The sequence below is a fragment of the Terrimonas sp. genome (assembly GCF_003075435.1).
In the GTDB taxonomy this organism is placed as follows: Bacteria; Bacteroidota; Bacteroidia; order Chitinophagales; family Chitinophagaceae; genus Agriterribacter.
The window spans coordinates 92,162-116,348 of record NZ_QCZJ01000015.1; the positions used below are offsets into that span (position 1 = coordinate 92,162).

17 protein-coding genes are annotated in these 24,187 nt (G+C 41.2%); 1 reads left to right on the forward strand and 16 read right to left on the reverse strand.

Features of this window, described 5'->3' with window-relative positions; all coding sequences use genetic code 11:
• Positions 1 to 4: 4 nt before the first annotated feature.
• The 16 genes from DC498_RS16295 to DC498_RS16365 all read right to left on the reverse strand — a co-directional run bounded on the left by DC498_RS16295 (position 5) and on the right by DC498_RS16365 (position 20,412).
• Positions 5 to 1,576, reverse strand: a complete 1,572-nt coding sequence (locus tag DC498_RS16295) for a serine hydrolase (protein WP_116875244.1) — start codon at positions 1,574 to 1,576, stop codon at positions 5 to 7.
• Between the two features lie 232 nt (positions 1,577 to 1,808).
• Positions 1,809 to 3,917, reverse strand: coding sequence for a S9 family peptidase (locus tag DC498_RS16300; protein WP_116875245.1), 2,109 nt, complete (start codon positions 3,915 to 3,917; stop codon positions 1,809 to 1,811).
• Between the two features lie 265 nt (positions 3,918 to 4,182).
• Positions 4,183 to 4,611, reverse strand: coding sequence for a hypothetical protein (locus DC498_RS26010; RefSeq protein WP_133176873.1), 429 nt, complete (start codon positions 4,609 to 4,611; stop codon positions 4,183 to 4,185).
• Positions 4,612 to 4,799: 188 nt separating this feature from the next.
• Positions 4,800 to 6,212 (reverse strand): SusD/RagB family nutrient-binding outer membrane lipoprotein, encoded by a 1,413-nt coding sequence (locus DC498_RS16305; RefSeq protein ID WP_116875246.1) that lies wholly within the window; start codon positions 6,210 to 6,212, stop codon positions 4,800 to 4,802.
• 11 nt (positions 6,213 to 6,223) lie between these two features.
• Complete coding sequence (locus DC498_RS16310) at positions 6,224 to 9,661, reverse strand: SusC/RagA family TonB-linked outer membrane protein (RefSeq protein WP_206197648.1); 3,438 nt, start codon at positions 9,659 to 9,661, stop codon at positions 6,224 to 6,226.
• Between the two features lie 212 nt (positions 9,662 to 9,873).
• Entirely contained in the window at positions 9,874 to 10,881 is a 1,008-nt protein-coding gene (locus tag DC498_RS16315) for a FecR family protein (protein ID WP_116875247.1), read from the reverse strand.
• Positions 10,882 to 10,983: 102 nt separating this feature from the next.
• The gene (locus DC498_RS16320) at positions 10,984 to 11,556 is read right to left on the reverse strand and encodes an RNA polymerase sigma-70 factor (RefSeq protein WP_116875248.1); all 573 of its coding nucleotides are present in this window, start codon (positions 11,554 to 11,556) and stop codon (positions 10,984 to 10,986) included.
• 150 nt (positions 11,557 to 11,706) lie between these two features.
• Positions 11,707 to 12,795: a M20 family metallo-hydrolase gene (locus DC498_RS16325; RefSeq protein WP_116875249.1), complete on the reverse strand. Its 1,089-nt coding sequence runs from the start codon at positions 12,793 to 12,795 to the stop codon at positions 11,707 to 11,709.
• Positions 12,788 to 13,582, reverse strand: coding sequence for an acetylglutamate kinase (argB, locus tag DC498_RS16330; protein WP_116875250.1), 795 nt, complete (start codon positions 13,580 to 13,582; stop codon positions 12,788 to 12,790). Before argB ends, DC498_RS16325 begins: the two co-directional genes overlap by 8 nt.
• Positions 13,582 to 14,553: an acetylornithine carbamoyltransferase gene (locus tag DC498_RS16335; RefSeq protein ID WP_116875251.1), complete on the reverse strand. Its 972-nt coding sequence runs from the start codon at positions 14,551 to 14,553 to the stop codon at positions 13,582 to 13,584. Before DC498_RS16335 ends, argB begins: the two co-directional genes overlap by 1 nt.
• An 80-nt stretch (positions 14,554 to 14,633) precedes the next feature.
• The gene (locus DC498_RS16340; protein WP_116875252.1) at positions 14,634 to 15,779 is read right to left on the reverse strand and encodes an aspartate aminotransferase family protein; all 1,146 of its coding nucleotides are present in this window, start codon (positions 15,777 to 15,779) and stop codon (positions 14,634 to 14,636) included.
• 237 nt (positions 15,780 to 16,016) lie between these two features.
• Positions 16,017 to 17,006 (reverse strand): N-acetyl-gamma-glutamyl-phosphate reductase, encoded by a 990-nt coding sequence (gene argC, locus DC498_RS16345; protein WP_116875253.1) that lies wholly within the window; start codon positions 17,004 to 17,006, stop codon positions 16,017 to 16,019.
• 1 nt (position 17,007) lies between these two features.
• Entirely contained in the window at positions 17,008 to 17,355 is a 348-nt protein-coding gene (locus DC498_RS16350) for a cupin domain-containing protein (protein ID WP_116875254.1), read from the reverse strand.
• Positions 17,339 to 18,538 (reverse strand): argininosuccinate synthase, encoded by a 1,200-nt coding sequence (locus DC498_RS16355; protein WP_116875255.1) that lies wholly within the window; start codon positions 18,536 to 18,538, stop codon positions 17,339 to 17,341. The genes DC498_RS16350 and DC498_RS16355 overlap by 17 nt, the downstream gene beginning before the upstream one ends.
• 45 nt (positions 18,539 to 18,583) lie before the next feature.
• The gene (locus DC498_RS16360) at positions 18,584 to 19,300 is read right to left on the reverse strand and encodes a GNAT family N-acetyltransferase (RefSeq protein WP_116875256.1); all 717 of its coding nucleotides are present in this window, start codon (positions 19,298 to 19,300) and stop codon (positions 18,584 to 18,586) included.
• A 353-nt stretch (positions 19,301 to 19,653) separates the two neighbouring features.
• Positions 19,654 to 20,412 (reverse strand): geranylgeranylglyceryl/heptaprenylglyceryl phosphate synthase, encoded by a 759-nt coding sequence (locus tag DC498_RS16365; RefSeq protein WP_240628034.1) that lies wholly within the window; start codon positions 20,410 to 20,412, stop codon positions 19,654 to 19,656.
• 417 nt (positions 20,413 to 20,829) lie between these two features.
• Between DC498_RS16365 and DC498_RS16370 the strand changes: the two genes are divergently transcribed.
• Entirely contained in the window at positions 20,830 to 24,147 is a 3,318-nt protein-coding gene (locus DC498_RS16370) for a vitamin B12-dependent ribonucleotide reductase (RefSeq protein WP_116875258.1), read from the forward strand.
• Positions 24,148 to 24,187: the final 40 nt, after the last annotated feature.

A 24,187-nucleotide genomic window follows, 5' to 3' on the forward strand; every position in this document is an offset into this window, starting at 1 on the left:
TTCATTATCTTTTCTTTACAGGAATTAAACGGAGTGCGGAAAAATTTAAATCAGAATCAGGATCAATAAGTTGCAGCTTTATCTGGTCTATACTTAAATCAGGGTTTAATGCATAACTCAGGTATGCATCAGCTTTAAGATCTTTATTGCGGAAACGTGCGATAAAAACATCCCGGTGAAAATGCTCTACATCAGCAATCAGCTGTGGATTGAAATCAAATTGAAAAATCATTTTATCGCCGTTTTGGGTAATCGTGAAATCACCGCATAACTCATCCCTGAAAGTACCGGTATATTTTTCCAGTGATAATGATGCCCCGGCTGCTGAATCCCGTTTTATCATTTCCTTTTGCTGAGTGGTTGCAAGCCTGGCAAGCGCAGAATCAAGCGTTTGTTTATAACCGGCTATCCAGTTAAAGGGTTTGTTGTTCATATAATAATCCAGCACATGGTAGATCACCGACCAGTAAGAGCCTGTAGTTTCCTGGTTGGTCAGTACGCAGATGCCAAGGTTCAGTTCAGGCACCATGGTTACCTGCGACACAAAACCATCAAGCTTACCACCGTGAATGACCAGTTTGTATTTTCCATAGTTCAGCGCACGAAATCCTAACGCATAACCGTAGAAATTTGCCTGTGATGGCTTAATACTTTCCGCTGCTTTGTAAACAGGCATCGGGCGGACAATCTTCCAGAGCTCATTTGCAGTAGAAGGTTTGAACAAAACCTGTTTGTCTATAGTACGTCCTGAGTCAAGCTGGGTGATCAGCCATTTGGCCATATCATTGGCATTAGAAAGCACGCCACCGGCAGGATTGCCCGCATCTCCCATCATCTGATCATATACGCCGGGAATGTCTTTTACTTTCCCGTTCAGCCTGAAATGCGCAGCCGAAATATTAGGCTGGGCTTTGAAAGATGAGATTTTTGACATACTACCGGTCATGCCTACCCTGCTAAAAATTTTTGTCCTGATAAACTCTTCCCATTCCAGGCCCGAAACAGCATGAATCACTTCTCCGGCTACGAGATAAAAAACATTGTCGTATGCGTATGTGCTTCTGAAGCCATTAACGAAAGGTATATACCTGATGCGGCGGATAATTTCCTGCCGGGAATAATTGGAAGGAGGGAATAACATGAGGTCACCTGCATAAGCGGGAATACCGCTATGATGCACCAGCAGATCACGAACAGTAAGATTGGCAGTGATATAGGTATCAGCTGTTTTAAACCATGGCAAATAATTCACTACCGGCTCATCCCATTTCAGCTTTCCTTCTTCAACCAGTATTGCCAGCGCGGTAGCGGTAAAAGCTTTTGAGTTGGAAGCGATAGCAAATAGTGTATTAGCATCCACCTGTGCCGTTTCTCCTGCCTTTTTAACTCCATAGCCTTTGGCAAGCAACACTTGTCCGTCTTTTACTATGGCAACACTCATGCCCGGTACTTCAAATGTTTGCAGCACTTTGGTTATATAGGCATCTAAACCTGGCGGTAATGCATTTCGTTTATCCTGCGCTGTTATGAGTTTTATAGAAAGCAGCAGCAATAGTATTATTTTGTATTGTTTCATTTTTTTAAAATAATTATAATAGGATTAAGAAGGTAAGGTTACATGCATTCATACTTTTTTGCCTCCGCAGCCGGCGGGCTGCGTAACCGGAACGCCGCTGCTTTTTGCCTTTTGAAAAAATATGCCTCGCATTTTTTCAATTCCGCCTTCGGTGGAACCAGACAAAAAAAGGCGGCTAACCCGGTTACTGGTAACATTCATTTAAAATACATTGATACTACATTCTGACTAATCATTTCTTCCCTCCCACCTTCCGTATCAAAAATTCCGCAACCGCTTCATCTACTTTCAGCTGGTTGGAAAACTTCATCCAGTGATGGGTTTCATCAGGGATGACCAGTGTTTCAAAATCAGTAAACCCTTTTTCCTCAAATCTCCTCACCAGGTCTACACTTTGCTTAAACGGAACATTGCCATCATCATCGCCATGCATAATTAATACAGGAGAAGTCCATAAATCAATATACGCCACAGGAGAGGATTGCCAGCTAAGTTTTCGTGACAGCTCAGCATCAGGTGCCTGTTCCAGCTTTGTAACTTCAGGAGCAAATACCATCAGGTTATGCTCACCATGAATATCCACTCCGGCAGCAAATAGTTTTGAATCTTTAGCCAGTGCCATAGCGGTAAGGAAACCGCCATACGATCCTCCGTATACACCAATACGTTTTGCATCAACAAAAGATTGTGATGTCAGCCATTCTCCTGCCGCTTTAATATCCAGGTATTCTGACGCGCCATTATTCCATACACTACCGGGATTTTGAAATTCATAGCCATACCCTATACCTAACCGGTAATTTACAGATAACACCACAAACCCTTTGCTCACCAGGTATTGATTAAGCGCATAGGTATTAGCGTAATAATCGCCATAATGCCAACCCAGCAGCATTTGCCGCTGCGGGCCGCCATGTATAAATACTATCGCCGGTTTTTTACCGAGCTTATTTGCCGGCTCAAATAACTGAGCATATACTGTTTTGCCATCACCGGCTTTAAAAATTACCGGCCGGGGCATTACAAACTGAGCTGAAGGAAATTGCTTTGGTATCAGTGATTCACCAACGAGTTTGGGGCTTTTCCCATTAAATGACATTACTGCCAGTGCAGTCGGGCGTTGCGCAGTTGCACTGAAAAAAGCAATGGTTGCTCCGTCACCTGTAATTACGGGAAAGGTTTCAATACCTATGCCCGGCGTTATTATTTCCATGGCAGCTTTATCAACAGGCACACAGGCAATATGCCTGCGTTCATAATCATTCTTATCAGGCCCGGTATTGGTGCTGAATATAATCCATTTCTTATCAGGGCTAAGCCGCACATGCTCCACCATAAAACTGCCCGGTGTAAGCAGGGTTGGTTTTCCGCCTGTGGCAGGAATGGAATACAAATGTGGCCAACCATCTTCATACGAAACATATATGATGCGGTTATCCGCAGCCCAGTGCAGGTTATACCTGCCATTGGTTGCCGGCACAGAACCGCGTAGTGTTTCAGGCGCTTTCCATATTCGTGTAGCCTTTCCTGTTATAACATCTGTAGTATACAACGACCATGGCTCATGTTTGGGAGCAGTTAACGAATCAGGCTTGCCACCGGCGGCAGGTCGTCTTACAAAAACAATATGCTTACCATCAGGCGACCACCTCGGTGACTGATCGCGGGCAAATGCCGGAGCTATCCATTGTATGGGAGAAGCGGAATCTCTGAATATGCCGGTAAAAGAATGATCACCGCGAAAAACGGTGAACAATAATTTTTTTCCATCAGGCGACCATTGTAATCCTCCTACGTTGCCTTTTGTATAAAATAAATTACGCGGTGCAGCAGAAGCATCGGTGGCGGCTACGCGAACCTGGTTGTTTTTTATGTACACCACTGTTTTACTATCCGGTGAAACAGCGGCATCATCACCTTCATCCAGCAGCATGGATTCACTTCCTGCAAAGCTTATACTATACAATTGAATTTTAGGAGCTGTAGTATAAGCATACGGGTTACGGGGAATAGTTTCATCAAATGCGCCGTGGTCGCCTCCGAGTGTGTAGATAATACGGTTCCCATCCGGCGTAAATGTGATGCCGGTAATTTCCCGTCCATCATCAACAGTGTAATGTGTAAGTTGCCGCAATGCAAAATCCGGGGCTTCTGCCACATAAATATTCCTAAGTCCTTTTTGATTGATCGCTACAGCAATTTTTGAACCGTTCGATGCCGCAGTAAGCTCTGAAGGAAAAGGATAGGAGAGCGCGGACTCCAAAGAAAATGACTGGGCAAAACTGTTGTTTTGAATAATACAGGAAATAAATACAAATAGGGGTATGATAATACGAAGCATAAGAATATTTATTTTTTTTCGTGAGAAGTGAAATGACAAATGTGAGATTCTCATTTCTGTTGTTTCACGCTTTCCTTAACACTACCAATGCGGTAAAAAAAGCAGCCCTTTGCAGGGCTGGCTTTTTGCATAATAAGCTTTGCTATTATTAAATTGAGGTGTATTTATTTTAATGATTTTAGAACTTTAACGAACAAGTAAAAAAACCATTACTAAATAACATTATCTTTTGCAAATTAGTTTCATTCTTAAAAAAGAAAGAAGATCAATATATGACTTTGATCTGATAATCAAGATAGCAATTAGCATCAAAGGATACAACAGATAAATGAGGAATCTCAAATGGTTCATTGGCTATGTGTGTTGAAAAATTGGTAACATCAATAGAACCTTCTGAACCAGAAGAACCTTGAAAAATAAATCGAACATTGCAAGGTCCTGCGCAATTATTCAAATAAGAAAATGGGAAAACAGGATTATTAAAAGTTTTACTAGTAGTGCAATCCACGTATGATATTATAATTTTAGACACAGTGTATGAAGTTTGATTATAAAAGAAAAATGTTGGAGCACAAAACTTCTCGCTATGAGATTTTGATATTACATGGGATACTTTAATAGGTTCATTAGAAGAATGCCCATTGAATGTTAGTAAAGCAGGTATTAAAATGGTTATTAAATAAAATGTTTTCATAAATAAAATTTAAACTAAAATAAATATAATCTTTTATCATTATTTTTTATACATAATAGTTTACCATACTTTCAACTTTATCACTTTCTCAGTCCAAAAGTATCTCCTTGCATTCGCTACAACGGGCAAGTCGAAAGTTTAGAAATATCCCTATTAATTTCCTAAAAAATGCTTCATGAAAAGAAAGATTACATATCCCACCAAAGTCTTTCGTCCAGTCCTGAAATTTCCGGAACATTTGGTCCATTGCGGCTGATCTCAACAGAAGGATATGCAAGACGACGGATAAAATCAGGCAGTGCTGCATTTAACGGCATTTCAAACCCATCATAATCATAATCAAACCTGCGCATATCAACCCATGATTCAGTGTTAAGCATCATGACAATATACTTCTCTTTAAAAATCAACTTAAGTGTAATATTATCTTTGCCGACACTTACAACCGGATCGTTGATATAAGTTTGCTTATCTGCTGAGCTAACGCCTATTTTATCCATATTAGCGGCTATGCCAGCCAGGTAGGCATTATAAGCAGTTTCCTTATCGCCGGCTCTGAAGGCTGCTTCTGCCTCAATAAATTTCATTTCTGCATAAGTAACCAATTGTAATGGCGCTCCTCCTTTGGAATAAAATCCATCTAAAGAAAGATAGGATTCTTCATCATCGGTACCTGTACCAATTCTTCCCGCGCCATTGCGGGTACCTCTATAATCTCCAAATTTTGTTATGGTAGCAATAAGCGGCAATCTTGGGTCAAATACCCCATACGTTGTGCCATTCATCGCGTTTACAATATTAGTACTCAGCCACCCGTCAAGATTAAGGTTAGCATTATCCACTGCCACACTATTCCAGGGGCTTAATCCGTCAAATGCAGTTGCTGTTGCATCATCATTATTTGATTCATAAGCACTTTCCAAGGCAGATAATATGTCGGTGCTGTTATAGCTGCCTGTTTTTGATAGTTGATTTAAGAAGCGGGCCTTCATTGCATAAGCCGTTTTAAGCCATGCTGCAACATTACCTCCATGTATTACATCACTTGGTTTATCTATCTCCGCTAATGCATCGGTTCTTTCCAGGTTGGTAATGCCCTCTTCTACCAATTGCAAAGTAGTAGCGTGCAGCGTTTGCTGGTTGTCAAATGCAGGTGTAAGTTCATCTAACCCTTTTAAAGATTCGCTATAGGGCACATCGCCAAATGCGGTAATCAGCATGTTAAGATTATATGCCATCAAAAGTTTCCCAACACCTAAATGATAATACGCAGATGTTTTTTCAGCGAGCTTATTCATTTCTGAAATGTTCATCATGGTTGAATAAAAATTTCTCCACGTAGTAGAATAATCTACTTCATTATAAATATCTGCATCACTTCCTTGTGAACTTGATGACTGGTACTGCGTTAAATAAGAAACATTATATCCGAGACGATATTCATTCATTGCCGTTCCATAAGTTGCAGTCGCAAATAATGGATTAATAGGTGCTTCACTAACAAGATTGGGATTTTCAAATTTATCGTCAAGGTATTTTTCGCATGCGGAAAAACTTAATGCTAAAACCGCCAGTAATGCTATATTAAGTATCTTTTTCATTGTTTGTGGTTTTAGAAGTTAAGATTTAATGAAATAATAAAACTGCGTGTAGCAGGATAGGTGAATCCTGCAAAACCATCTACTACACTTCCCGAACTGAATGAGCTTGACTCAGGATCGAAAGTGCTGTATTTAGTATTGAGCCAAAGATTTGTTCCGGTAGCGGTGAGCGTAGCGCCTTCAATAAACCCGCTTTGCTTCATCAATGAGGATGGTAAAGTATACCCCAATGATAGCGTGCGTAACCTGATCCATGAAGCGTCTTCTATAAATGTTTCTGATGCACCACGATAATAGTTTCTATAATAGCCATTGCCATAGTCTACTCCATCGGGGCCTACACCCTGACCCAACCAAACAGCCTTTGTGTTTTTTGAACCATCAGCCAGCACCCCGTCAAAAACAATGACGTCGTTGCGGTTTTCTGATCCTTTCTGTAATGCAAAGGAAGCAAGGAAATTAGCAAATTGGTTATACCTGTAAACACCTTGTTGTGCGTCAAATAAAAAATATAAACTTAATCCTTTGTAACGAAGTGTGCTGCTAAGACTGCCTATCCATTTAGGTTGGGAGTTGGCAATGTATTGCTGTTTTGATGCAGGGTTTAATACAGGAAATCCATTTGAACCAATCACTATCGGACGGCTTCTGTCTAAAACGGTGGGGTCTTCTGTATCATTACCAAAATAGCGCTTATAGGTTCTGCCATACAGATCTCCTACAGGATGACCGGGAATATTTTTCTGCGTAACAGTTGCACTCAGATAGCCATAATGACTTGCCATGATCATTTCTGTAAGATCAGGATAGATTGACAATACTTTATTTCTGTTGGCTGTATAGTTTATTCTCAGATCCCAGCTAAAGTCTTTTGTTTGCACCGGTGTTCCTGATAAACTTATTTCAACCCCTTTATTTCTTATACTCCCTGAATTGAGGTAAATGCTTTCATACCCACTGGTTACCGGCACATTTACAGGAATAATCAGGTCTTTACTGGTATTGTTATAATAAGTGAAGTCAAGGCCAAATCTGTTTCTTAAAAATTTTAATTCAATGCCACCTTCATATGATGTGGTAAATTCGGGACGAAGATTTGCATCTCCTTTTGTATTATACAATGAAAAAGGTATAGCGCCATTTGTAAGTGGCAATTCAGGACTATACCCTTCCGATGTGGCATACGGTGGTGCATCTTTACCAATTTTTGCTACAGAGAAGCGAAACTTTCCATACGACCACCATTCAGGTAATTTAAAGTTTTCAGAAAAAACCCAACTTGCACTTACAGATGGATAAAAAAATGACCTGTTGGCTTTTGAAAGTGTAGATGTCCAGTCGTTTCTTGCGGTTATAGTCAGATACAGAAAATTATCCCAGCTTAAAGTCCAATCTCCAAACAAACCAATGATGCGATAGTCTTTCTGATAAAAGTTTGAAGTAACCCTTTTGGCGTTATTCAAATTATAAAATGTTGGTTCAACCAGCGTATCACCTTGTACATAAACGGAGCTTCTTCTTGACTCAAAAAGGTCGTGGCCGATTTTAAAAGAAGACTGCAAATGCTCTCCGATATCGTTTTTAAAATTGAGCATTAATGTAGAATTAATAATTCTGTTATTAATCCCATAAGTCATAATAGTTCCAAAACCAAAATCAGAAGTGGGATAAATTTCATCAACAAAACCAAACTTTCCAGGTGTAGTTTGTTTTCTGTTATCATTATAAATATCTATCCCCAGTCTATAGTTAATATCCAACCATTTAACCGGTGAGTAAGTAAAGTTTGCATTGGAAATAACCCGATCTACATCATCTACATATTTTTTACCATACAAAAGATAAATGGGATTATCGATGTCTGCACCAACAATGGTTTTTTGAGTACCGTCTGGTTTAATATAATCCCAAATATCCCAACGGGGGGCATAGTAGGTGAGTACTTCATTATAGCGATCTGAGTTGCCGCGTCGTCCACCAGATTTTATATAATTTACTGACATTCCCATTCTGAATTTTTCGGAAAATTTTAATTCTCCTCCTACTTTGGCAGAGTAATTTTTATAATCAGTAAAAGGCATAATACCTTCCTGGTTAAAATGAGAGAAAGCTGCGTTAAGTATTACTTTTTCTGTTCCCCCGGTTAAGGTTAAAGTATTACGGAAAGAGTTTCCTGTTTTATAACCATGTTTAAAATTATTAAACAATTCATCAGGATGTGTTGGGTCAATAGCTTTTGCTTCTTCAACTGTTGGCCCGTAAGCAGACCAAAAACTATTAGGGTCATATTCACCAAACCATCCTTGAGTATATTTTTTTTGTGTGTCGGGATATTTGTTAATCTCATCTACACTGTAGGTAGAAGTATAACCAGCTCTTAACTTACCTGCCTTTCCGGATTTAGTAGTTATAATGATGGCTCCCGTTGAAGCACGCAAGCCATATAAGGCTGTTGCCGCCCCGCCTTTTAATATATTGATGCTTTCAATATCATCAGGATTTATATCGGCAGCCCTGTTGCTCATTCCCAAGAGGCTGCTGCCATCGGCAACATCCGTTGAGTTATCAATAGGTACGCCATCAATAACAAATAATGGTTGAAAATCCCTGTTTGCATCAAGTGAGTTAATACCACGCAATATAATTTTCGCGCCCTGTCCCGGAGCGCCACCACCGGAATTGATCTGTAAGCCTGCCGCCTGACCCTGTAAAGCATTAACCACATTAACCTGCTTGCTTGCAGAAAGCGCTTCGCTGCTCACCTCCTGGGCAGCATAACCTAAGGAGCGTTTTTCCTTTTTAATACCGAGCGCGGTAACTGTTACTTCTGTAAGGTTGCTTTTATCTTCCAGCATCAGCACATCTGCTGTTGCTATGGCATTATCTGCTACGGTAACATTCTGGGTGATCGTTCCAAAACCAACCGCAGATATCTGCAGCTTATAACTGCCGGCTTTAACACCGCTAATAATAAATTCGCCATTGTCGTTGGCTACAGAAACTTTTTGCGTTCCAAGCAACATTACAGTTGCGTTAGGAACAGGCTCACCGGCGGTCGTAGTTACACGTCCTTTTATTCCTCCGTCGGCCTGTATTATATTTAAATCCTGCATGCCGGAATATGTTGCGGTAATTTTGTTTTTTTTAATAATGATATTGGAGTTTACTACTTCATATTGTAAATCTGTATTTTCAAGAATACCGGATAATACTTTATCGAGCCCTGTATGAGCAGCGCTATAGCTGATGCCGTTGTATGTGCTTACATCGCTGGTTTTGTAAGAAAAGGATAAATGGCTTAACGCTTCAATCTTTCTGATGGCTGTTTTCAGCGATACATTTTTAAGCTCTACTGAAATTTTGATATTACTCAAATCCTGCCCGGAAGTATTTCCGGCAACCAGGACCCCATTGATAGTCAACATCAAAATCATTAAACATGCTCTCATAAGAATCACTTTCATTTTTACTTCCCCGGCAGACGGAAAAAGGAAGCGAAATTTTTGAATACATAGAGAAAGTACACTATGCTTCTTCCAATTAAAACCCATAGTTTTGGATGGTTTAAAAATTCTGAAATAAGATTTACTTTAAACTCCGGGCCGTAACAGGTGCGAACTGTTGCGGTCCTTATTTTTTATGGTGGTGACATTATGTTTTACTATTTTATATAATAAATATTATTCTCCTTAATAAGTTTGGTATCAGTAAGCCTGCACAATATTTCCAATGCTTTTTCAAGCCCTGTTTCTTTATCAAATGAAGTAGAAACCCTAAGGTCTCTTATCGTATCGTTCTTAACCTGTATTTTGCTGTTAAATACTCTTTCCAGGTCCTTAGTAATATCTTCTACCGTATAATCATCATATACCAGCTTACCCTGCTGCCATGCTGAAACTTCTATTTCATCCAGTTTTTTTTCTTTTACAGTACTGTCGTTTACAGCAATACTAACCTGCTCCCCAATGCCCAGCATAGCTACGGGCTTATCAACATATTTAACCTGAACCTTTCCCCGTTTAACCGATACCGTTATCTTATCCATATCGGGATAGGCTTTAATATTGAAGGCCGTTCCCAATACCACCGTGCTCACTTTGCCTGTGTATATGATAAATGGTATTTTATCCGCATGCTTCACATCAAAAAAAGCTTCACCGGTCAGCAGCACCTCCCTTTTATCATTGCCGAACTTTTCCGGGAATTCCAGTTCGCTGGCTGCATTCAACCACACTTCTGTACTATCCGGTAGCAAAAGATGCCTGTATTGTGATTTTTCTGTTGCCTGTTTAATGCTCGCTCTTACTATTTCCCCGGTACGATTTTTAGCATTACCGCCATTATTTACCCACAACATAAACGCCATAATACATGTGCAGGCTGCCGCGCTGTACCATATCAATTTCCGGCTACCGCGTTTCCGTTGCCGGGGTAATTGCAACGGGTCATTCAAAAGCGCTTCTATCTCACCACTGCGGTTAACAAATACATTTGCTTTTTCCGGATCTGTATTCGCTGTTTCATGCACTGCGAGTGTTGCATCTAACAGGGCACGGATTTCATTATCTGACTCCGCCATCTTAATAAATGCGAATATTTCTTCAAATTCCTCTTTTGAGCAGGTATTATTCAAAAATTTTTTAAATAAATATTGTATCCGTTCCTGCATTGTAACTGACTTAAATATGAGCGGGCAATCTTATATAATAAAATATGACGAAGCAACGAGGCGATGTTCCTAATCAGGCTGGAATTTTTTTTAATAATAATTTTACCTGAAAAGGTAAAGCAATATCAATCCCATGCTGCCTGATACAAATTGCTGTATAGAACGTAACGCAAGGGATAAATGATTTTTTACAGTATGCTTTGATATAGCTAATTTATCGGCAATTTGCTGGTAATTCAACCCTTTGTCCCGGTTAAGCGTGTATATTAATTTTCGCTGGGGAGGAAGCAGATTTACAGCCTGGTCAATAATGAGCCTGCAATACTTTCCATCTACCTGCTCTTCTGTATCGGAAGTTGCAGCATGCATAGCTTCCCATAGTTTATGCTTCAGCTTATTATCTGCAGCGGTTTTACGCAAAAAATCTATTAATTCATTTTTGGTAACACGATACAACCATGCTTCTATATTATGAATAGCGGAAAGCTGTGTTCTGTATTCCCATAATTTCAGAAATACGTTTTGTACAATATCGCCTGCTGTTTGTGGAGACTTCACTACTTTGAGCGCCATCCGGTACAATTTTACCCGATATTGATTGCAGATGCACCCAATAGCTACATTGTATTGTTCATCATTTCCCGAAATTGGTATGTCAGGGAAATTTTCTGTCATGTGGAATAAAGCAGTTGTTTATGCTTTAAAATTAGGGAAAATCAAGAATAAAAGAAGAGGTGTTGAAATTTTTTTAAGCAAGTGCAGCGAATCAATAGATATTTTATACCCTGATATGTTTGAGGTTTGAAAATTTCCGAACCGGTTAAGCTATAAAATTTTCTCCAGCAATGCTATATATAATTGTATGCCCTGTTCTATTTCTTCAACAAAAAGAAATTCATCCGCGGTATGACTTCTCGCGGAGTCACCCGGGCCAATTTTAAGAGCGCTAAACGGGATGAGCGCTTTATCGGAAGTAGTGGGTGAGCCGTAATATGTTCTTCCCAAATCAAGCCCGGCTTTTACTACAGGGTGATCAAGCGATATGGAAGAAGACCGCATTCTTACACTTCTCGGTTGTGCATCACAGTTAGTATTGGCGTTAATGATATCAAGTATTTCTTCAAATGTATATAATTCATTTACCCTGATGTCAATCACAAATGAACAGTGGGAGGGAACTACATTGTGCGCTTTGTTTTCCGTATTGATAACAGTAACACTCATCTTAACCGGGCCCAAAAGGTCAGACACTTTCGGAAACCGGTATGTACTGAACCACTCAATATCTTTTATAGCTTTATAAATAGCGTTCTCGCCCTCATTCCTTGCCGCATGACCTGCTTTGCCCGTGGCTACACAATCAAGCACCAGCAATCCTTTTTCCGCAACAGCCATCTGCATCTGGGTTGGTTCACCCACGATAGCAAAAGCCCAGTTTCTTCCCTCAGGATTAAAAGCCGGTGTTTGAAATAATAGTTCAACACCATTCCTGCCTGATATTTCTTCTTCTGCACTGGCTGCAAATACGAGATTATACTTCAGGCCTGACTGGTCATAATAATATAGAAAGGTTGCAGCCAGCGATACCAGGCATCCGCCGGCATCATTGCTTCCCAATCCGTATAGCTTGCCGTCTTTTTCAATCGGGGCGAAAGGATCAATCGTATATCCCTGGTTTGGCTTTACCGTATCGTGGTGAGAGTTGAGTAAAATGGTGGGTTTGCTTTCATCAAAAAACCTATTGGAGGCATATATATTATTGCCGATGCGGAAATGCGGAATACCTTTCTCCGCAAAAAAGTGGCAGAGTATATCCGCAGTTTTATCTTCTTCTTTGCTGAAAGAGGGTGTTGCAATCAACGCTTTTAATAAGCTGACAGCACCTTCATATAATATGGCTGTTGTATTACTCATTTATTATAGTTGTTCCTGAAGAACCATTAATTAAACCGGGCAGTGCCTCTGCTTTTCCGATGATGACTTTTTTTACACCGCTGTTAAGCGCGGCAAATGCATTGTCAAGCTTGGGTATCATGCCGGCAAAAATTTTTTGCTCAGCTTTTAATTGCGCATAATACGCAGGATTTATTTTACAGATAACAGTATCATCATCATCCGCATCAAGCAGCACGCCACTCTTTTCAAATGAATAGATCAATGAAACATCATAATGTTTGGATAATGCTTTAGCGGTTTCCTGGGCAATGGTATCGGCGTTCGTATTGAGCAGTTGCCCCTTTTTATCGTGCGTGATCGGCGCTAACACAATATTTATATTTTGTTGCAGCAGCCCGTGAAGGAAATCTGCATTCACAGCATCCACATCTCCTGCAAAACCATAATTTATATTATTCTTGCTAATTCTTTTATGAGCAAGTATTGCGTTGCCATCGGCGCCGCTTAATCCGATAGCATTGCAACCATTTGCCTGCAATTGCGCTACAATATTTTTATTAATATACCCGGCATACACCATTGTTACGATCTTCAGTGTCTCTGCGTCTGTAATTCTCCGGCCATCTACCATTTGCTGCTCAACGCCCATTTTTTCGGCAAGGCGGGTGGCAAGTTTGCCGCCACCATGTATCAACACAAGCTGGTTTGATAAAGTAATATGGGCAAATAATTGAAGAAAAGCTTTCAGCTTTTCTTCATCGTCAATGATATTTCCACCAATCTTTACAACAAAAACTTTATCCATTATTTTGTTTTCAGAATTTCAGAGAGTATAGTTTGTGCAGCCCAAACCCTGTTTGATGCTTGTTGTGTAATGATGCTGTTGCTTCCATCTAATATTTCATCGCTCAACTCCACATTTCTTCTCACCGGTAAGCAATGCATAACCTTTGCATTATTCGTTAATTTTAATTTTTCGTTAGTGAGCATCCACTCCGGATCGTTACAATATATTTTACCGTAATCATTATAAGTGCTCCAGTTTTTCACGTACACGAAATCCGCATCTTTCAGCGCTTCTTCCTGGTTGTGGGTAATGGTAGCGCCTTTTGTAAATTGTTCATCCAGTTCATAATCTTCAGGATGGGTTATTACAAATTCTGCTTCACCCCATGCATTTACCCACTGTGAAAAGCTATTGGAAACACATTGCGGCAATGCCTTTACGTGCGGCGCCCAGGTGAGAACGATTTTGGGTTTATGGTTTGTAGTTTGCGGTTTGCGGTTTTGCAGCACTTCTGTTATGGTAATGATATCTGTAAAACTCTGCAATGGATGTAATGTGGAGCTTTCAAGACTTACCACCGGTATGTCTGAATATTTAATAAACTGCTTTATATACAGTTCACTGTAATCGTCTTCACGGTTTTGCAACGACGGAAATGTACGGATGCAAAGTATATCAAAATACTTTCCCATAATCGGAGCTGCATCTTTTACATGTTCCACCTTATTACCGCTCATGATGGCCTCATCCTCAAACTCCAGTGCCCAGCCCTCACTGCCTACATTAAATACTATCGGCTCCATGCCCAGGTTTTGTGCCGCTATCTGTGTGCTCAGGCGTGTGCGCATACTTGGGTTAAGAAATAATAATCCAATGCGTTTGTTTGTGCCAAGTGATTTATCCTTAAATGGATTTGCTTTATACTCCAACGCTTTTTTTACAAAAGCATTAATGTCGCTAACATCACGGGCGGAAATAAACTGTTTCAATGTAGTTGATTTTAAAGTGATAAGTGGTAGATGGTAAGTGATAAGCTTTATTCACTATTCACTATTGCTCATTCACTTCCTCATACCGTTTCCAACACTCCAATCTCTTCTTTCAATGCCTCAATAAAATCTTCAGCATCCCTTCTCTTCAATGCAAGTGAAGGTAATAACCGGATAACATTTGGTTTAGCTTCACCGGTAAATATTTTCTGATTGATCAATAAATTCTTTTTAAGATCTTTTAGTTCTTCCGGCACATCAAATCCAATCATCAACCCCCGGCCTCTTACATTCTGTATCTGTGGTATTTCGCTTAATGCTTCTTTCAAATATTTGCCAACCATCACCGCATTGCCTAATAATTTTTCTGACTCCAATACTTCCAGAACTGCAATAGCCGCGGCACATGCAAGATGGTTACCGCCGAAGGTAGTGCCTAACTGGAAATGCTTTGGCTTGATATGCGGCGCGATAATAAGTCCTGCAACCGGAAAACCATTGCCCATACCTTTCGCCATCGTATATATATCTGCTTTAACGCCTGCAAAATCATGACTGAAAAATTTACCTGTTCTGCCATAACCACATTGCACGCTGTCTGCTATATATACTGCGCCGTATTTATCACACAAGCTCCTGATCTTTTTCAGAAAATCTTCGCTGGCTACATTAATGCCGCCAACGCCCTGTATACCTTCGATAATAACAGAAGAAATTTTGTCACCATGCTTTGCAAAATAATCTTCTAATGCCTGTTCATCATTAAAGGGAAGAAAGACCACATTATCCGTTTCATTAACCGGCGCTATATAGTTTTTGTTGTCTGTTGCAGATACGGCTAAAGATGTTCTGCCATGAAATGCTTTGCTGAAGGCAACTACTTTTTTTCTTCCGTTATGAAAAGAAGCCAGTTTCAACGCGTTTTCATTTGCTTCAGCGCCGCTATTGCATAAAAACAACTGGTAATCTTCTTTGCCCGATAGTTTGCCAAGCCTTGTTGCCAGCTCTTCCTGCAAAGGAATTTTTATGGAATTGCTGTAGAAGGCTATTTTCTTTAACTGATCTTCGATCCGCTGCACCCAGTGCGGGTGTGTATGGCCGATAGATATTACCGCGTGACCACCATAGAGGTCAAGGTATTGTTCTCCTTTATCATCCCACACATAAGAGCCTTTTGCTTTTACAATGGAGATATTGTTGATGGGATATACGTCGAATAAGTTCATGGTATGTTTGAGTTATTTAGTTTGTGATAAAGGTTCATTCTTAATTTTCTTAATGCCTTAATGGTTCATATTTTTAAAACATTAAGGAGTTAAGAGTAGTTAAGGTATAAGGTCGGGGGTGTAATAAAAAACGTATTCATCGTCGTATGAATTTTATAAAGGAAATCAGCATTGCTCTTGTTTCATTTAATGATCCTGAAGCATTATCAGGAAAGTGTGCAAAACCTTCTGCCTTTCTCAGAATCCCGCCGCTTTCAGCCTCAGTCCAGCCGTTTCAGCAAGCCCAAACATCAGGTTCATATTCTGTACCGCCTGGCCGCTTGCGCCTTTTAATAAATTGTCAGCTATGGAATGTACTACCAGCTTGCTGCCTACTTTCTCTAACTGAATAATGGCTTTATTGGTGTTTACTACCTGTTTTAAAAATATAGGCTGATCACTTACAAAGGTGAAAGCCGCGTTTTTATAAAAATCTTTGTACAGTATTTTGAGCTCTTCAGCGCTCAGATTGCAATGCACGGTAGAGCTGATAAAAATCCCTCTTGTAAAATCACCACGCCAGGGCACAAAATTCAAATCAATCGTTCCTTTGGATTGTAATTGCATTAATGACTCGCCTATTTCGCCAAGATGCTGATGCGTTAATGTTTTATATGCCTGTATATTATTGGCACGCCAGCTAAAATGCGAAGTAGCAGAAAGACTTTGGCCTGCGCCGGTACTGCCGGTTATACCTGTGGTATATATTTCTTCCAGCAACCCTGCTTTTGCCAGCGGCAGTAAGCCCAATTGTATGGTTGTGGCAAAGCAGCCGGGGTTGGCAATATGCTGCGCGGTTTTTATTTCCGCTTTATTCAGTTCGGGCAAACCATATACAAACTTACGGTTACCAATAACCGATTGTTTGCTGAGGCGGAAATCATTGGCAAGATCAATGATCTTTATATTATCCGCTATGGTATTTCCCTCCAGGAATTTTTTTGATTCACCGTGCCCGAGGCAAAGAAACACTACATCAACGCCGCCGCCTAATGCGGAAAGATCATCAGAAAAAAACAGCTCGGTATCTCCCAGTAAATCCTGGTGAATAGCCGAAACCGGTTTGCCTGCATTGCTGCGGCTGTTTATAAAAACAATATCCGCGGCAGGGTGGTTAATGAGCAACCTTATCAGTTCGCCGCCCGTATATCCTGCTCCGCCTATTATTCCAACTTTAATTTTTTGCATGTCAAATGATATTATACCTGTCGTTGTTAGTAGAAGGCTGGGAGCTTAGTAAAAATTCAAGAGGCTCCGCAGCATAATTGCAAACCCGGTGTATAATGCCGGGTAAAATATGAAATCCTTCTCCTCGTCGGACAGTATATATTTTATTATCCGCCTCAAAAGTGGCTGTGCCGCTGAGTATGTAAAAAAACTGCTGCGCTTTTTTATGATAATGAAGCGCTTCTGAGGCCAAAGGTGGCATTTTTTCCTGTTTTACAGAAAGTGTTTCTGCATCAACAAGTATCCATCCATCACATGAATTTCCCCATTGGTAATGAGCAAGCGGCTGATATTTACTTACCGTCTGCATCCTGCTTTACCAGTTGATAGATGGATGTCTGATTACCGAATATTTTGCTGAATCCTCTCACATCATCCCCGGTAAAACCGGTATTCATCTCACCATATTTACCAAACCTGCTGTTCATTAAATCGTATGGAGACTCAATGCCAATAACCTGGAAACGGTAAGGTTGCAGTTGCACAAACACATCCCCTGTTACGTTTTGCTGTGAGTTGCTGAGGTATGCTTCTATATCGCGCATTACAGGATCGAGTATCTGCCCTTCATGCAACCAGTTGCCGTAAAACTGTGCAAGCTGATCTTTCCAGTTCAGCTGCCATTTGGAAAGCACATGTTTTTCCAATGCATGATGCGCTTTAAGAATTACCATCGGCGCGGCAGCTTCAAAACCAACACGTCCTTTAATGCCAATAATGGTATCGCCTACATGTATATCGCGGCCAATCCCGTAGGGCCCGGCTATAGATTGTAAATATTGTATGGCTTCCGTTGGATGAGCAAAAGTTTTACCGTCAATACCTTTTAATTCACCTTTCACAAAACTCAGCTTCACTTCGCGGCTATCCGTAGCTGTTACCTGTGTGGGCCAGGCTTCTTCAGGCAACAGGCCTTTTGAAGATAATGTTTCTTTACCACCCACGCTGGTTCCCCATAAGCCTTTGTTGATGGAGTATACCGCTTTCCCAAAATTCATCTGCACACCTTTGTTCTTCAGGTATTCAATTTCCTGTTCACGGCTCAGTTTCAAATCACGTATCGGCGTAATGATCTCAACACCGGGTATTATAATATGAAATATCATATCAAACCTCACCTGGTCGTTACCCGCTCCGGTACTGCCATGCGCAACGGCATCAGCATTGAGTTTTTTAACATGCTCTGCAATATGCAAGGCCTGGCTTAATCTTTCAGCACTTACGCTTAATGGATAAGTATTATTTTTTAATACATTTCCGTAAACCAGGTATTTAATAATGCTGTCGTAGTAAGATTTTACAGCATTTACGGTAGTATGGGTCTTTACACCTAAGGTATAAGCGTGTTCTTCAATTTTCTTTAATTCATCGTCGCTGAAACCTCCGGTGTTTACAATAACGGAATGCACTTCATATCCTTTGTCTTCGCTCAGGTATTTTACGCAATAGGAAGTGTCAAGTCCGCCACTAAAGCCAAGAACTATTTTTTTCATTGTTGTGTAGTTGGTTTATAACGTGTAATGGAAAAATCCAATTCACTACAGGTTAAAAAAGTAATGCAGCACTGCTTTCATGTTTTTCCTGGGAGCTTTTTCCTCTTTATCCTTTTTCAGGAAAGGTTGAAGCAACTTCCATTTTTTTATACGCATAAAGCGTTCGTATAATTTGGAGTGCTGCTGAAAGTTTTCTTTGGTTTCTTCAGGCTCGTAATGATCTTTGGGATCATACAACATCGCTGTGCAAAAGCAATTCTTTCTTTCCTTGCTCATCAGTATATCATAATTCACACAGCTTTTACATCCGGCCCAAAAGGCTTCATCCTGTGTAAGCTCTGAATAGGTTACGGGTTCGTATCCTAACTCTGAGTTGATCTTCATTACCGCAAGCCCTGTAGTAAGCCCGAATATTTTTGATTCAGGATACAATTTCCTGCTCAGCTCAAATATTTTTCTTTTAATACCGCGTGCCAGTCCGCCTTTCCGGAAGGCAGGCGCTACGATCAATCCTGAATTTGCCACATATTCACCATGGCTCCATGTTTCTATGTAGCAAAATCCGGCCCAAATGCCATCGTGGCTAAAAGCGATTACAGACTTGCCTTCCCTCATTTTCTGCTGTATATATTCGGGGCTTCTTTTAGCTATACCCGTTCCGCGGGCTTTGGCTGAAGAAGCCATTTCATCACAAATTATTTGTGCAAAGTCGAGGTGACTTTCATTGGCAACGAGTATCTTAAATTGTTCCTGGGTTTTCATTCTTTTAATACTGATAAACTGAATAGATAGTACGTAAACTGGTTACTTTCCCGGTAAGGCTGAAACAGTGCCAGCTTCCGGCGTTATCTGTGATAACGATAAAGTTCTGGATTGGGTATCAACGTCGTACCCTGAAGGGGATTGGTGGACAGAAAAAAACTGCTCCAGGCAGAACAGGAAAAACCCCACGCAATGTAGCGGCGTTTTGTGCCGCATCAGCGATTACTGTGGTGAGATTTTTTTGCATTTCAGTATGTCTATACTTTGATTAAAAATTTTGACGATGCAAAGAAAATACTTTTTTCAGTTGCAGGGGACTTTTTTATGTGAAATTTTAATAATCAAATGTAAAATTATACCCTTAAAGGCACGCTGTGTACGGCAGCGCTCATTTCCATGATAAGGGAGGCGTCTTTTTCGATGGCATTGCCTACTACGATCAGGTCGGCACCGGCTTTGCAGTTGCGGTACGCTTTTTCAGGATCAGCTATGCCGCCGCCTATCACCAGCGGAACATCTATAACGCCCGCTACTTTGGAGATCATGCTTTCTGTAATGCTTTTTTGCGCTCCGCTGCCGGCATCCATATAAATCAGTTTCATGCCCAGCATTTCGCCGGCCATAGCCGTGCACATGGCTATTTCATTTTTGTTGGAAGGTATGGGCGTGGCATTGCTTATATAGGATACGGTTGTTGGCGCGCCACCGTCAATTACCATATAACCGGTGGAAATAATTTCAAGACCACTCTTTCGTACCGCCGGCGCGGAAATAACATGCTGGCCTATCAATAATTCGGGATTTCGCCCGGAGATAAGCGAAAGATATAAAAGCGCATCTGCATGCGGTGTTATTTGAGAGGAGGTACCCGGGAAAAGGATCACAGGAATATTGCTCTGCTGTTTGATCTGCATTACCACTTCATCCAGGTGATTGCTGATAACAAGGCTGCCGCCTACCAGTAAATAATCAACTTCCGCCAGGGCGGTAAGCTCCGCCAATTCACTGATTTTCGCGTCATCTACCTTATCGGGGTCAATGAGTACCGCAAAGGACTTTTTCCCGGCTTTCTTTTTTTCTGTTATGGATTGATAAATGCGGTTGCTCATCATGCATACTGGTATTGTTCCGTATTTGCAAAAATGCAAAAAAATTCATTACCCGCCCTGAAGGACAGGGCAATTCAAGTAGGTTCTGTCAAAATATTTTAATTATCCGGGGAGCAATTCAGGGTATTATATATGTTCAGCTTCAATTGCCCCGCCCTTCAGGGCGGAATTAGTAAATGCAACAATACCCTTCGGAAAACTACTCAAGGGCTTCTACTATTTATAAAAAAACTCCTTAAAATCCAAGTTTTTTTATCATCATAATGTGTAAAAAACAGCTAATACAATGCCGTATTGCATATGCGGCACTTATCCACAGACTGTTAATATTTACAGGTTTGATAACACAATTAAGCCTGATATTTTCGCTTTCTTATCATTTGATAATACAAGTTTAACCCGATTAATTCCGGCTACATTATGAACAGCGAAAAACAAAGCAAAGGACTGAGGTATAAACGTTTCTTTACCCGTGAAGGAGCAGATGTATTTGACCAGTTTGAATATGACTACCGTACTTCGGTTATTCGCAATCCAAATGGTGAGATAGTGTTTGAGATGAAGAACGTGGAAGTGCCTAAGCAATGGAGCCAGATAGCTACCGATATTCTCGCACAAAAATACTTCCGTAAAGCAGGTGTTCCTCAGCCGGATGGTTCATCAGGACGTGAAACTTCCGCAAAACAGGTAGCACACCGCATGGCCAATTGCTGGAAGGTTTGGGGCGAAAAGAACAGCTACTTTGCGTCTGCGGAAGATGCCAAAATATTTTACGAGGAGTTAGTATACTGTATTCTTAACCAGGCTTGCGTGCCCAACAGCCCGCAGTGGTTCAATACAGGTTTATATGAAAGCTATGGTATCAAAGGTAAGCCGCAGGGACATTATTATGTTGATGCGGTTGACGGACAATTAAAAAAATCTACTTCAGCTTATGAACGCCCCCAGCCTCATGCATGTTTTATATTGAGTGTGGAAGATGACCTGGTGAATGATGGCGGTATAATGGATCTGTGGGTTCGCGAAGCACGCATTTTCAAATATGGGAGCGGTGTAGGTACCAACTATTCCAATATCCGTGGTGAAAATGAAAAATTAAGCGGTGGTGGAACTTCCTCCGGATTAATGAGCTTTTTGAAGATTGGCGACAGGGCTGCAGGCGCTATAAAAAGCGGCGGCACTACCAGGCGGGCGGCTAAAATGGTTTGTCTCGACCTTGACCACCCGGAAGTAATGGAGTTTATTAACTGGAAGGTAGAAGAGGAAAATAAGGTAGCTGCGCTGATAGCTGCCGGCTATGCATCTGATTATGAGGGAGAAGCATATAAAACAGTAAGCGGGCAAAACTCAAATAATTCAATACGTATTCCAAACGATTTTTTTGAAAAACTACAGCATAATGAAGACTGGGAATTAAAAGCCCGTACTGATGGCAGGATAATGAAAAAAATACCTGCCACCGCAGTATGGAATCAGATTGCATATGCAGCCTGGCGTTGTGCAGACCCGGGTACCCAATACGATACCACAATAAATGAATGGCATACCAGCCCCAAAGGTGGTCGTATCCGGGCCTCCAACCCTTGCAGCGAATACATGTTTTTGGATAATACTGCATGTAACCTCGCTTCTGTAAATCTTCGTAAGTTCTTTAATGAAGCAACCAACCAGTTTGATGTAGAAGGTTTTGAATACACCGTTCGTTTATGGACCACGGTATTGGAGATATCTGTGCTGATGGCGCAATTTCCTTCAAAAGAAGTAGCACAGCTATCATACGATTATCGTACGTTGGGGCTTGGTTATGCAAACCTCGGCTCAATGCTGATGGTAAGCGGGATTCCTTATGATAGTGAAGAAGCCCGCGGTATTGCTGGTGCTATTACCGCTATCATGACAGGTATAGCTTATAAAACTTCTGCTGAAATAGCGGCACATCTCGGCGCTTTTGCAAAATATGAAGAGAACAAAGAAGATATGCTGAGGGTGATGCGCAATCACCGCCTGGCAGCTTATGATGCCGACGAATATGAGCAACTCAGCATTAAACCGCAGGGAATACATGCAAAATACTGTCCTGACTATTTATTGAAAGCAGCCTGCAAGGCCTGGGACGACGCGGTTGAGCTTGGTGAAAAACATGGTTACCGCAATGCGCAAACAACTGTTATCGCGCCAACAGGTACTATTGGTTTGGTAATGGATTGCGATACAACCGGTGTAGAACCTGATTTCGCGCTGGTAAAGTTCAAAAAACTCAGTGGTGGCGGTTATTTTAAGATCATCAACCAATCTGTGCCGCAGGCGCTTAAAAATCTTGGGTATAGTGAAAAGGAAAGAGACGCCATTATCAAATACGCGGTGGGTTCAGCAGCTTTTGCCGGAGCGCCATTTATTAATCCGCAAACATTGAGCGAAAAAGGATTTATAGCAGAAGAAATTAAAAAGCTGGATGCGGCGCTTGCTTCAGCATTTGAGATCGGTTTTGTATTCAACAAGTTTACTTTAGGTGAACCCTGTCTCGAAAGGCTCGGCTTTACACCCGAACAGTACAACGACTGGAATTTTAACCTGCTTGAAGCGCTTGGTTTTACTCCTGAAGAAATTGAAGCGGCAAATGATTATATATGCGGCACCATGACCATTGAGGGCGCACCATATTTAAAGAAAGAACATTACGCTGTTTTTGATTGCGCCAATAAATGTGGTAAGAAGGGTGAAAGATATATTCATGCACACGGACATATCCGCATGATGGGCGCGGCACAGCCATTTATCAGCGGGGCTATTTCAAAAACCATCAACCTGCCCAACGAAGCAACCGTTGAAGAAATAGCAGACAGCTATATGCTTAGCTGGAAGCTTGGGTTAAAAGCCTGTGCACTATATCGTGATGGCTCAAAACTGAGCCAGCCACTCAGCAATAAAAGCGACAGTAAAAAATCAAAAGATAAAGCTGAAGTAAAAGAAGAAGCAGCCGCGCAGGAAAGCCCGTTGATTGATATGGGTAAGCTTACAGTGGAAGAATTGCTGGATGAACTGCATAAGCGTATGCAGGCATCTACAGATACCAAGCTTAAGCGCCAGCTTTCAAGGATCGTGGAAAGAAAAACCCTGCCGCTTAAACGTCGCGGCTTTACACAAAAAGCCAAGATAAACGGGCAGGCGCTGTTTTTGCGCACCGGTGAATATGGTGATGGCACATTGGGTGAAATATTTATTGACCTGGCAAAAGAAGGCTCAACACTCAGAAGTTTAATGAACTGTTTTGCTATATCTATTTCTGTAGGCCTGCAATATGGCGTGCCGTTGGAAGAGTTTGTAGAGAAGTTTGTATTCACCAAGTTTGAGCCGGCGGGAATGGTAGATCACCCGAATATCAAGTCTACCACATCCATAGTGGATTTTGTATTCCGCTGCCTTGCATATGAATACCTGGGAAGAACAGACCTTGTGCATGTGTTGGATAAACCGGAGATAGGAAATTTGGGCACTGATGATTGGGATGATGTGCCAACCGGTTTGGAATATGCGCCCAAGCCTGAGCTAAGCGATGTAAGAGTGGTAGGCTCTGTGCAACCCGGTAAAGCCCAGCGGGCTTCAGCCAACGCCGTGAGCGAGCATATGAAGAGTATGCAGAGCGACGCGCCGGCATGTAATACCTGCGGGCATATAACAGTAAGAAGCGGTACGTGCTATAAATGCTTAAACTGCGGCAACAGTATGGGCTGCAGTTAAGCTTCATCATATTTTCAATTAGGACGGTTAGGAATATAAA